This window comes from Geodermatophilus sp. SYSU D01186 (genome assembly GCF_054050215.1).
Genome location: NZ_JBJGYW010000007.1, coordinates 16,866 through 27,906, shown reverse-complemented (window position 1 = coordinate 27,906; position 11,041 = coordinate 16,866). Strand labels below are relative to the sequence as shown.

The 11,041-nt window shown below is 78.3% G+C and carries 10 protein-coding genes; 9 read left to right on the top strand and 1 reads right to left on the bottom strand.

Annotation, left to right across the window (positions count from 1 at the left end):
* Nucleotides 1–217: 217 nt before the first annotated feature.
* Nucleotides 218–1,528 (bottom strand): alpha-hydroxy-acid oxidizing protein, encoded by a 1,311-nt coding sequence (locus ACI784_RS07230; RefSeq protein WP_457012958.1) that lies wholly within the window; start codon nucleotides 1,526–1,528, stop codon nucleotides 218–220.
* Between the two features lie 155 nt (nucleotides 1,529–1,683).
* Between ACI784_RS07230 and ACI784_RS07225 the strand changes: the two genes are divergently transcribed.
* The 9 genes from ACI784_RS07225 to ACI784_RS07185 all read left to right on the top strand — a co-directional run bounded on the left by ACI784_RS07225 (nucleotide 1,684) and on the right by ACI784_RS07185 (nucleotide 11,024).
* Nucleotides 1,684–2,709, top strand: coding sequence for a hypothetical protein (locus tag ACI784_RS07225; RefSeq protein WP_457012957.1), 1,026 nt, complete (start codon nucleotides 1,684–1,686; stop codon nucleotides 2,707–2,709).
* 25 nt (nucleotides 2,710–2,734) lie between these two features.
* Nucleotides 2,735–3,238 carry a MarR family winged helix-turn-helix transcriptional regulator gene (locus ACI784_RS07220; RefSeq protein ID WP_457012956.1) on the top strand — a complete coding sequence of 168 codons (504 nt, stop codon included), beginning with the start codon at nucleotides 2,735–2,737 and terminating at the stop codon, nucleotides 3,236–3,238.
* Nucleotides 3,239–3,339: 101 nt separating this feature from the next.
* The gene (locus ACI784_RS07215; RefSeq protein ID WP_457012955.1) at nucleotides 3,340–4,839 is read left to right on the top strand and encodes an HAD-IIIA family hydrolase; all 1,500 of its coding nucleotides are present in this window, start codon (nucleotides 3,340–3,342) and stop codon (nucleotides 4,837–4,839) included.
* Nucleotides 4,840–4,885: 46 nt separating this feature from the next.
* Nucleotides 4,886–5,887 carry a glycosyltransferase family 9 protein gene (locus ACI784_RS07210; RefSeq protein ID WP_456921317.1) on the top strand — a complete coding sequence of 334 codons (1,002 nt, stop codon included), beginning with the start codon at nucleotides 4,886–4,888 and terminating at the stop codon, nucleotides 5,885–5,887.
* Nucleotides 5,884–6,864 (top strand): glycosyltransferase, encoded by a 981-nt coding sequence (locus ACI784_RS07205; protein ID WP_456921318.1) that lies wholly within the window; start codon nucleotides 5,884–5,886, stop codon nucleotides 6,862–6,864. The genes ACI784_RS07210 and ACI784_RS07205 overlap by 4 nt, the downstream gene beginning before the upstream one ends.
* Nucleotides 6,861–8,066, top strand: a complete 1,206-nt coding sequence (locus ACI784_RS07200; protein WP_457012954.1) for a glycosyltransferase — start codon at nucleotides 6,861–6,863, stop codon at nucleotides 8,064–8,066. Before ACI784_RS07205 ends, ACI784_RS07200 begins: the two co-directional genes overlap by 4 nt.
* Nucleotides 8,063–8,719 (top strand): D-sedoheptulose-7-phosphate isomerase, encoded by a 657-nt coding sequence (locus tag ACI784_RS07195; protein WP_456921320.1) that lies wholly within the window; start codon nucleotides 8,063–8,065, stop codon nucleotides 8,717–8,719. The genes ACI784_RS07200 and ACI784_RS07195 overlap by 4 nt, the downstream gene beginning before the upstream one ends.
* A complete protein-coding gene (rfaE2, locus tag ACI784_RS07190) occupies nucleotides 8,716–10,101 on the top strand; it encodes a D-glycero-beta-D-manno-heptose 1-phosphate adenylyltransferase (RefSeq protein WP_457012953.1) in 1,386 nt (461 codons plus the stop codon). The genes ACI784_RS07195 and rfaE2 overlap by 4 nt, the downstream gene beginning before the upstream one ends.
* Complete coding sequence (locus tag ACI784_RS07185) at nucleotides 10,098–11,024, top strand: glycosyltransferase family 9 protein (RefSeq protein WP_457012952.1); 927 nt, start codon at nucleotides 10,098–10,100, stop codon at nucleotides 11,022–11,024. Before rfaE2 ends, ACI784_RS07185 begins: the two co-directional genes overlap by 4 nt.
* The last annotated feature ends 17 nt before the right edge of the window (nucleotides 11,025–11,041 follow it).

The window sequence follows — 11,041 nt, the reverse complement described above, 5'->3', positions numbered from 1 at the left end:
ATCTCGCACGCCCCGGCCCCCGGGACCGTGCGAGATCGCGCGAGAGGGCGCCGCAGGAGGTGAGGGGCGGGGGGCCGGTCCTGACGGTCTGGCCGCGTTGGTCGGTCCACCCAGCAGTGGGTGGCCACTCGTTGCCGGCTGCCCCCGCCCGTCCCCTATGTGACTCCGTTCACACGAACGGGTCAAGTGGAGCCCGGCGTGTCGCCCCGTCCGCGCGTCAGCCGACCCGGCGCAGCACCTCGGGGCCCAGCTGGGAGACCGCGGTGTGCCCGGTCAGTGCCAGCGTGAGGTCGAACTCCCCGAGGACGTCGGCGACCACCTGCCGCACGCCGTCCTCACCGGCCAGCCCCAGGCCGTAGGCGAACGGCCGGCCGAGCAGGACCGCGCGGGCGCCCAGCGCCACCGCGGTCAGGACGTCTGCGCCGCTGCGCACCCCGCTGTCGAGCAGCACCGGCGCCCGGTCGGCGACGGCCGCCACCACGTCCGGCAGGGCGTCGAGCGCGGCGATCGACCGGTCGACCTGGCGCCCGCCGTGCGTGCTGACCACGAGGCCGTCCACGCCCTCGTCGAGTGCCCGCCGCGCGTCGTCCGGGTGCAGGACGCCCTTGAGCAGGATCGGCAGCCGGGTGCGGCCGCGGAGCCAGGCCAGGTCGGCCCAGGTGATGGAGGGCCGGGAGTAGATCGCCAGGAACGTCTCGACGGCGGCCCGCGGCAGCGGCGAGCGCAGGTTCTCCCGCAGCGGCCCCGGCCACGCGCGTGCCATCCCGACCAGTGCGCGCACCGCCGACAGCGTCGGCCGCGGCTGCCGGTCGCGGCGGGCGGCGGACCCGGCCTCGACGGGGGCCGGCGCGGCGGCGGCCCGCTCCTCCACCAGCCGCCGGAACACCGGGTCGGAGGTGTACTGCGCGATCCCCTTGCCGAGGGCGAACGGCAGGTGCCCGAGGTCGAGGTCGCGCGGGCGCCAGCCCAGCATCGTGGTGTCGAGGGTGACCACGAGCGCCTCGCACCCGCTGGCCTCCGCGCGGCCCACCAGGCTCTCCACCAGCTCGTCGGACGTCGACCAGTAGAGCTGGAACCACCGGGGCGAGGAGCCCATCGCCGCGGCGCACTCCTCCATGGCCACCGACGCCTGGTTGGAGAAGACCATCGGCACGCCGAGCGCCGCCGCCGCCCGTGCCACCGCGAGGTCGGCGTCGGGGTGCACCAGCTCCAGCGCGCCGACCGGGCCGAGCAGCAGGGGCGCGGGCAGCCGCCGTCCGAACAGCTCCACCGAGGTGTCCCGGACGCTCACGTCGCGCAGCACCCGGGGGACGACGGCCCACCGGTCGAACGCGGCGCGGTTGGCCCGCTGGGTGGCCTCGTCCCCGGCGCCGCCGGCCACGTACGCGTACCCGCGGGCACCCAGGCGCTCGCGGGCGCGGCGCTGCAGCGCGCGGGCCGCGGTGGGGACCCGGGGCCGCCGGCCGTACACGCCGGCGCGGTAGACCTCGTCCTGCCGGCGGCGACCGGTACCCGCTGCTGAGTCCACCGGGCCACCGTAGTGAGGGCGCCGTCACAGGCCCCGGAGCGGTGTCGCCGAGGAAATGTGTCGACACGCCGCAACGACACGCGGGACCGGTCGATGACGCCCCGTCAACCGGGCGTTCCGCCCGTCATCATGGGAGCCGCACCGGCGCATCGCGGATGACGCGGGTCAGCACGATCCAGGGGGAAGTACACGTGCCGGTCCTCACCAGGACCGCGACCATCGCGGGCCTGTTCGCACTCCTCGCCTGTGCCGGTGTCGCCGGCGCCGCGCCCGCGCTCGCCGTCGACGACCCCACCCGCCCCGACGCGCGGGTCACCCACGGCCCCAGCTGCCGGCCCGGCGGCGTCGTCCTGGAGGTCACCGGGGGCGCCGTCGCCTACACCGTCACCCTGACGACCACCCGCGCGCCCGCGGGGGAGGACGTCGCCGAGGTGCAGCCCGGCCAGGTGGTCGTGCTCGGCACCGGCGATGTCGACTGGGGCGAGACGATCGACCCGGGGCTGGAGTACGCCGCGCTCGACGGGTCCGGCACGCACTACGTCGACGACCTCGAGGGGTACAGCTTTACCCGTCCCGCCGCCGAGGACTGCGCGGCCATCGCCCCGCCGACCGCCGCCGCGACCGTGCCGGCCCCCGCCGTCGACGCCGGGTCGCCGGCACTGCCGGGGACCGAGCTGCCCGACGCCGGCACGGCGCCGGGGCCCGGGGGGGCCGCCCCGGACGAGCCCGGCCCCGCGGACCCCGGCCCCGCGGACGCCCTCGACGTGCTGCCGGCGGTCACCGCCTCGGCGCGCGAGGTCGTCGCGGGCGAGGAGGTCACCGTCCACGGGCAGGGCTTCGCCCCCGGGGAGCAGGTCGCCGTCCGCGTGGCCGACGGCGACGTGCTCACCGCGGTGACGGCGGGTGCCGACGGCGCCCTGGACGCCGACGTGCGCATCCCCGCGGCCACCGCCACCGGGGCCGCCGTGCTCGAGCTGGTCGGTGCCGACTCCTCGTCCACCGCCACGGTCGGGCTCCGGGTCGCCGCCGCGCCGACCCCCCTCCCGCGGCCGGACGGCGGGGTCGCGCTGCCGGTCGTCGTCGCCGGGATCGCCCTGCTCGGGGCGGGTGCCGGCCTCGCCGCCGTCACCACCCGGCGGGCCCGGCGGGCGGCCGACCCCACGTCTCCCGGGAGCGCCTGAGCGCGTCGTCGGCGACGATGGGACGGTGCCCCGCCCCGAGGACGCCGTCACGCAGGCCCTCCCTCCCGCCGACGTCGCCCGGGTGCCCGGTGCCGGGCCGCTGCCGGCGGAGACCTGGCTGCGCATCGTGCAGGTGCACGACCGCATCACCCACCGCGTCGACTCCGTCCTGCACCGCCAGCACGGCATCTCCCTCACCGGCCTCGAGGCGCTGCGCCGGATCGCCGAGGCGCCGGGCGAGCGGGCCACCATGGGGGAGCTGGCCGAGGCGCTGGGGCTGTCCCGGGCCGGGGTGACCAGCACCGTCAGCCGGCTGGTGGACGAGGGCCTCGTCGTCCGCGAGCGGGCGGCGGACGACCGGCGGCTGATGCACGCCCGGCTGACCCCGGCGGGGCGGGCCCGCGTGGCCGAGGCCGCCCCCACGCACGACGACCTCGTCGCGCACCTGCTCACCCTCCTGGGGGACGACGCCGCGGTGGTCACCGACGCCCTCGCGCGGGTGTCCGCGGCGGCCCGTATCCGCCGCTGAGCTGCACGGACACCGTTCCGGCGGCTGCGGATGCAGCGTGCGCGGAAAACACTTCGAGCTCGTAGTGTTTCCCGGCACGGGTACCCGGGCAGGACGCGATCATGCAGGTGGGGATCGAGCAGTGCTCCGTGGTCGTGCCGACCGTCGGCCGGCCGTCGCTGGACGCGCTGCTCGACGCCCTGGCGGCCGCCCCCGGCGCCCGCCCCGCGGAGCTGGTCCTGGTCGACGACCGCCCCACCGGAGCCCCCCTGCGGCCGGACCGGCCGGGGCTGCCGCCGGTCCGCGTGGTCCGCACCGGCGGCGGCGGCCCGGCCCGGGCGCGCAACCTCGGCTGGCGCACCGCCCGCACCGAGTGGATCGCCTTCCTCGACGACGACGTCGTCCCCGATCCGGACTGGTACCAGCGGCTCGCCGCAGACCTGGCGGACCTCGCGCCTGACGTCGCGGGCAGCCAGGGGCGGGTCCGGGTGCCGCTGCCCGGCGACCGCCGGCCCACCGACTGGGAGCGCGGCACCGCGGGCCTGGCCACCAGTTCCTGGATCACCGCCGACCTCGCCTACCGCCGCTCCGCCCTCGCCGGGGTCGGGGGCTTCGACGAGCGCTTCCCCCGCGCCTTCCGCGAGGACTCCGACCTGGCGCTCCGCGTCATGGACACCGGCGCCCGGCTCACCCGCGGCACCCGCTGGATCACCCACCCGGTGCGCCCGGTCGACCGGTGGGTGAGCCTGCGCGTCCAGGCGGGCAACGCCGACGACGTCCTCATGCGGCGGCTGCACGGGCCGGACTGGCGCGACCGCGCCGACGCCCCGCTGGGCCGCCGTCCGCAGCACCTCGCGGTCACCGCGCTCGGCGTGGCCGCCGTCGGGCTGGCCGCCGCGCGCCGGCCGCGGGCCGCGGCCGCCGCGGCACTGGCCTGGGCGGCCGGCACCGCCGAGTTCGCCTGGGCCCGCATCGCCCCGGGCCCGCGCGACCGCGCCGAGGTGGGCACGATGCTCGCCACCAGCGCGGCGATCCCCCCGCTGGCCACCTGGCACTTCCTCCGCGGGATCGTGCGGCACCGCCGGGTGCGGCCCTGGCGGGGGCTGCCCGACCTGGTGCTCTTCGACCGCGACGGCACGCTGGTCCGCGACTACCCGTACAACGGCGACCCGGCGCTGGTGACCCCCGTGCCCGGGGCGCGCGCGGCCGTCGACGCGCTGCGCGCCCGCGGGGTGCGGATCGGCGTGGTCAGCAACCAGTCCGGCGTGGCCCGCGGCCTGATCACCCGCGAGCAGGTGGACTCCTGCATGGCCCGGCTCGCGGAGCTGCTCGGGCCGTTCGAGACCATCCAGGTCTGCCCGCACGGCCCCGACGACGGCTGCAGCTGCCGCAAGCCGGCGCCGGGCATGGTGAAGGCGGCCTGCGCCGAGCTGGGCGTCGTCCCCGAGCGGTGCGTGGTCATCGGCGACATCGCCGCGGACGTCGACGCCGCGGCCGCCGCCGGCGCGTCGGCGATCATGGTGCCCACCCCCGTCACCCGGAAGTCCGAGGTCGCCGCCGCCCCGCGCCGCGCCGGCACCCTGACCGAGGCGGTCGACCTCGTCCTGGCGGGGGAGTGGTGAGCCTCCCCCGGGCGGCCCGGCGGGCGGGCACGCGCGAGGCGCAGGCGTGACGCGCACCGTGCTCGTCGCGCGGCTGGACTCCGCCGGCGACGTGCTGGTGCAGGGGCCGATGGTGCGTGCGGTGGCCGCCGGCGCCGACCGCGTCGTCCTCCTCGCCGGGCCCGCCGGCGCCGAGGCCGCCGGCCTGCTCCCCGGGGTCGACGAGGTCTGGACCTGGTCCTGCCCCTGGATCCTCGGCGACCCGCCGCCGGCCGACGCCGCCGACCTCGCCGCGCTCACCGAGCGGGTCCGGGCGCTCGCGCCCGACGAGGCGGTCGTCTCCACGTCCTTCCACCAGTCGCCCCTGCCCCTGGCGCTGGTGCTCCGCACGGCGGGCGTCCCGCGGATCTCCGCGATCAGCGTCGACTACCCCGGCTCGCTCCTCGACGTCCGCCACCGGGTGGACGACGACCTGCCGGAGCCGGAGCGGGCCCTGTCCCTCGCCCGCGCCGCCGGGTTCGAGCTGCCGCCGGGTGACGACGGCCGGCTGGAGGTGCGCCGGCCCCTGCCCCCGGCCGCGCACGAACCGGGGTATGTCGTGCTGCACCCGGGCGCCTCGGTGCCGGCCCGGGCCTGGCCGGCCCAGCGCTGCGCCGAGGCGGTCGAGGCGCTGGCCGCGGCCGGCCACCGGGTGCTGGTCACCGGCGGCCCGGGGGAGCGGGAGCTCACCGCCTTCGTCGCCGGCACCCTCGGCGTCGACCTCGGCGGCGGCACCAGCCTCGCGCAGATGGCCGCGCTGCTCGACGGCGCGGCCGCCGTCGTCGTCGGCAACACCGGCCCGGCGCACCTGGCCGCCGCGGTCGGGACGCCGGTCGTCTCGCTGTTCTCCCCGGTCGTCCCCGCCGCGCGCTGGGCGCCCTACGGCGTGCCCACGGTGCTGCTCGGCGACCAGTCCGCCCCGTGCCGCGACACCCGGGCCCGCGAGTGCCCCGTGCCCGGCCACCCCTGTCTGTCGTCGGTGAGCGCCGCCGACGTCGTCGCAGCCGTCGAGAAGGTGGTCGCCTCGTGAAGGTCCTGGTCTGGCACGTGCACGGGTCGTGGACGACGGCGTTCGTCCAGGGGCCGCACGAGTACCTGCTGCCCGTGACGCCTGGTCGCGGGCCCGACGGGCTGGGCCGGGCGCGCACCTGGGACTGGCCGGCGTCGGCCCGCGAGGTCACCCCCGAGCAGCTGCGCGAGGAGGCCGTCGACGTCGTCGTCCTCCAGCGGGTGCGCGACCTGGACCTGGTCCGCGAGTGGCTGGGCCGAGAGCCCGGCCGCGACCTGCCCGCGGTGTTCCTCGAGCACAACGCGCCGGGGCTGGAGCCCGACGACGGGCCGGTCCCGCACACCCGGCACCCGCTGGCCGACCGCGCCGACATCCCGATCGCGCACGTCACCCACTTCAACCGGCTCTTCTACGACAACGGCCGGGCCCCGACGGCGGTGATCGAGCACGGGATCGTCGACCCCGGCGAGCGCTGGACCGGGGAGCTGGCCCGCGCCGCCGTCGTCACCAACGAGCCGGTCCGGCGCGGCCGCACCGTCGGCGCGGACCTGCTGCCCGGGCTGGCCGCGGTCGCGCCGGTCGACGTCTTCGGCATGGGGCTGACCGGCCTGCACGAGCGGTACGGCCTGGACCCCGACCGGGTCGCCCTGCACGACGACCCGCCGCAGGCGGCGATGCACGCGGAGCTGGCCCGCCGCCGGGTCTACGTGCACCCGGTCCGGTGGACGTCGCTGGGCCTGTCGCTGCTGGAGGCGATGCACCTGGGGATGCCGGTCGTCGGGCTGGCCACCACCGAGGCGGTGGAGGCCGTCCCCCGGGAGGCCGGCGTGCTCTCGACCGACCCGGGGCGTCTCTGGGATGCGGTCCGCACCTACCTGCACGACGAGGACGCCGCCCGGCTGGCCGGCAAGGCGGCACGGGCCGCCGCGCTGGAGCGGTACGGGCTCCCCCGGTTCCTCTCCGACTGGGATGCGCTACTCGAGGAGGTGGTCCGGTGAAGGTCGACCTGGTGTCGGAGCACGCCAGTCCGCTGGCCGCGATCGGCGGCGTGGACGCCGGCGGGCAGAACGTGCACGTCGCGGCCCTGGCGGCCGGGCTCGCCCAGCGCGGGCACGACGTCACCGTGCACACCCGCCGGGAGGACCCCGACCAGCCCGACCGCGTCCCCACCGTCGACGGCTACACCGTCGCGCACGTGACCGCCGGCCCGGAGCTGGTGCTGCCCAAGGACGACCTGCTGCGGCACATGCCCGAGTTCGCCTCGGTGCTGCGGCGCTCCTGGTCCGCCGCGCCGCCGGACCTGGTGCACGCGCACTTCTGGATGAGCGGCCTGGCCTCGGTCGCGGCCGCCGGCTCCATCCCGGTCGTGCAGACCTTCCACGCCCTCGGCTCCGTCAAGCGCCGCCACCAGGGCGCGGCCGACACCTCCCCGCCCCAGCGGATCGAGCTGGAGCGGTCGCTGTGCCGGACCGTCACCCACGTCGTCGCCACCTGCTCCGACGAGGTCTTCGAGCTGCGCCGCCTGGGTCTGGACAGCGACCGGGCCTCGATCGTGCCGTGCGGCGTGGACACCGCCGTCTTCACGCCGAGGGGCCCGGTGGCTCCGCGCACCCCCGGCCGGCAGCGGCTGCTGGTCCTGGGCCGGCTGGTCGAGCGCAAGGGCCAGGAGGACGCCGTCCGGGCGCTGGCCGCGGTACCCGGGGCCGAGCTCGTCGTCGTCGGGGGACCGCGCGCCGACCGGCTGGACGCCGACCCCGAGGTGCAGCGGCTGCGGGCGGTCGCGGCGTCCATCGGCGTCGCCGACCGGCTGGTGTTCGCCGGGGCGGTGGCGCGGGCCGACGTCCCCGCGTGGGTGCGCTCGGCCGACGTCGTGCTCGCCGTGCCCTGGTACGAGCCGTTCGGCATCACGCCGCTGGAGGCCATGGCGTGCGGGCGGCCGGTGGTCGCCACCGCCGTCGGCGGGCTGCAGGACTCCGTCGCCGACGGGGTCACCGGCGACCTCGTCCCGCCGCGGGACCCCGAGCGACTCGGCGCGGTGCTCGCCGCGCTGCTGGCCGACGACGCGCGCCGGGCCGCCTACGGCGCGGCGGGCGTCCGCCGGGTCCGCTCCCGCTACCGCTGGGCCCGCGTGGTCGCCGACACCGAGAACGTCTACCGGCAGGTCCTGGCCAGCCGCCGCCCCGTGGAGGTCGCCCGATGAGTTCCGCCGCCCGCGAGGTCGTCTCCCCCGACACCTGCACCCACCTGACCGGTGCCGACCACGTCGCCTCGCTCACCGCCGCCCTGGGGTCGCTGAGCGGGCAGCTGGACGCCCTCGACCGGTGGGGCCGGCTGATCGCCGACGTCCTGTGCGGGGAGTCCCGCGGCCGGTTGCTGGCCGCGGGCAACGGCGGCAGCGCCGCGCAGGCCCAGCACCTGACCGCCGAGCTGGTCGGCCGCTACCGCGCCGACCGGCCGCCGTTCTCCGCGATCTGCCTCACCGCGGAGACCTCATCGCTGACCGCGATCGCCAACGACTACCCGGCCGACGAGCTGTTCGCCCGCCAGGTGGAGGCGCACGGGCGGGCCGGCGACGTGCTGGTGCTGCTGTCGACGTCCGGCCGGTCGCCCAACGCGGTCGCCGCCGCCCGCCGCGCCCGGGAGTGCGGCCTCACGGTGCTGGCGATGACCGGCCCGGCGCCCAACCCGCTGGCCGCGGCGGCCGACGACGCGGTCTGCATCGACTCCCCGTGGACGGCGACCGTGCAGGAGTGCCACCTGGTCGCCCTGCACCTGGTGTGCGCCGCCTTCGACGCCGCGGTGCTGGCCGAGCCCGCGCGGGTGCCGGTCAGCCGGATCGGCGTGGTCCAGTGACGGGGCCGCTCGTCGTCGTCGGGGACGCGCTGCTCGACGTCGACCTGGTCGGGACGGCGTCCCGGCTCACCCCGGACGCCCCCGTGCCGGTCGTGGAGGACGTCGAGATCCGCGAGCGCCCCGGCGGTGCGGCCCTGGCCGCGGTGATCGCGGCGGGGCTGACCGGCCGCGAGGTCGTGCTGGTCGCCCCGATGGCCGACGACGAGGGCGCGGCCCGGTTGCGGGCGCTGCTCGACGGCCGGGTGCGGCTGGTGGCGATCCCGGCCTCCGGCGGCACCGCGGTCAAGCAGCGGGTGCGCGTCGGCGACCACTCGGTGGTGCGCCTGGACAGCGGCGACCCCGTCGCCACGCTCGGCGCCCTGCCCGACGAGGCGGCCGCGGTGCTCCGCGACGCCGCGGCGGTCCTGGTCGCCGACTACGGCCGGGGGACGACGGCGGCGGCTGACGTCCGGGCCGCGCTGGCGCAGGCCGGGGGCCCGATCGTCTGGGACCCGCACCCGCGCGGCGCCGACCCGGTCCCGCAGACCCGGCTGGTCACCCCCAACGGATCCGAGGCCGCCCGGGTGGCCTCGGCGACCGGGGGCGCCGCCGACGGGGACGGGCTGGCCGCGGTGGGGGCCCGCGCCGAGGCGCTGATCCGGCACTGGGGCGTGGGCGCGGTCGCGGTGACCCTCGGGGCCCGCGGCGCGCTGCTCTCCTACGGCGAGGGCGCCCCGATGGTGGTGCCCGCGGTGCCGGTCACCGGCGGGGACCCGTGCGGCGCCGGTGACTCCTTCGCCGCCGCGGCGGCGCTCGCGCTGGCCGACGGGGCCGTGACCGGGGAGGCGGTGGCCGCGGCGGTGGCGGCGGCCTCGGCGTTCGTCGGCCGCGGCGGCGCGTCGTCCTGGGACCGGCCGCGGCCGGGGACCGGCCCGGTGCCGGGCGCAGGAGGCGGCCCGGACGTCGACGCCCTGCTGGCCGGGGTGCGCGCCGCCGGCGGCACGGTGGTGGCCACCGGCGGGTGCTTCGACCTGCTGCACGCGGGGCACGTCGCCACGCTGCGCGCAGCCCGCGGGCTGGGCGACTGCCTGGTGGTGTGCATCAACTCCGACGAGTCGGTGCGCCGGCTGAAGGGCCCGTCGCGGCCGCTGGTCACCGCCGCCGACCGGGCGCGGGTGCTGGAGGCGCTGGAGTTCGTCGACGCCGTGGTGGTCTTCGCGGAGGACACCCCGGCGGAGGTGCTCGACCGACTCCGCCCGGACGTCTGGGCCAAGGGTGGGGACTACGCGGGTGCCGACCTGCCCGAGGCCGCCGTGCTGCGGCGCTGGGGCGGTCAGGCCGTGGTGCTGCCCTACCTGGACGGCCACTCGACGACCGCCCTGGTCGAGCGATCCCGGGTGTGAAGGGCGCGCCGGTCGCCGTCGTGCTGCGGCCGCTGGGGCTCGGTGACCTGCTCACCGGTGTCCCGGCGATCCGGGCGGTCCGCACCGCCGTGCCCGGGCACCGGCTGGTGCTGGCGACGACGACCGCGCTCGCGCCCCTCGCCCGGCTGGTCGACGCCGTCGACGAGGTCCTGCCCGCCCGCGAGCTGGAGCCGCTGGACTGGTCCGGGCCGCGCCCCGAGCTCGCCGTCGACCTGCACGGCAAGGGCCCGGCGTCGCACGTCGTCGTCGCCGGCCTGCAGCCGGAGCGGCTGGTGACCTTCGCCAGCCCCGGCTACCCCGGCCCGACCTGGTACCCCGACGAGCACGAGGTGCGCCGCTGGTGCCGGCTGGTCGCCGAGGGGCTGGGCGTGGCCGCCGATCCGGACGCGCTGGACCTGGCGGTGCCCGACGTCGCCTCCGCGGCCCCCGACGGCGTCGCCCTGGTGCACCCGGGTGCGGCGTTCCCCGGCCGGCGCTGGCCGCCGGACCGGTTCGCCGCCGTCGCCCGTCACCTGGCCCGGGCGGGGCTGGACGTCCGGATCACCGGCGGCCCTCCCGAGGTGCCCCTCGCCCGCCAGGTGGCCGAGGCGGCCGGGCTGGGGGAGGAGGCGGTGCTCGCCGGCCGGACGTCGACGCTGGAGCTGGCCGCGGTGGTCGCCGGCGCCCGCGTCGTGGTCAGCGGCGACACCGGGATGGCGCACCTGGCGACCGCCTACCGCCGGCCGTCGGTGGTGCTGTTCGGACCGGTCTCCCCGGCACTGTGGGGTCCACCACCGCGGGCACAGCACGTCGTCCTGTGGCACGGGGACGGCACCGGCGACCCGTGGGGCACCGAGCTCGACCCGGCGCTGGGGAAGATCACCGTCGACGAGGTCACCGAGGCCCTCGACGGGTTGCTCTGAGGATGCTCGTGCTCTGC

Bases quoted from the DNA above. Each gene is read 5' to 3' on its own strand.
- ACI784_RS07225 (WP_457012957.1), top strand. From the start codon at position 1,684: ATGACGCGGGTCAGCACGATCCAGGGGGAAGTACACGTGCCGGTCCTC.
- ACI784_RS07215 (WP_457012955.1), top strand. From the start codon at position 3,340: ATGCAGGTGGGGATCGAGCAGTGCTCCGTGGTCGTGCCGACCGTCGGC.
- ACI784_RS07195 (WP_456921320.1), top strand. From the start codon at position 8,063: ATGAGTTCCGCCGCCCGCGAGGTCGTCTCCCCCGACACCTGCACCCAC.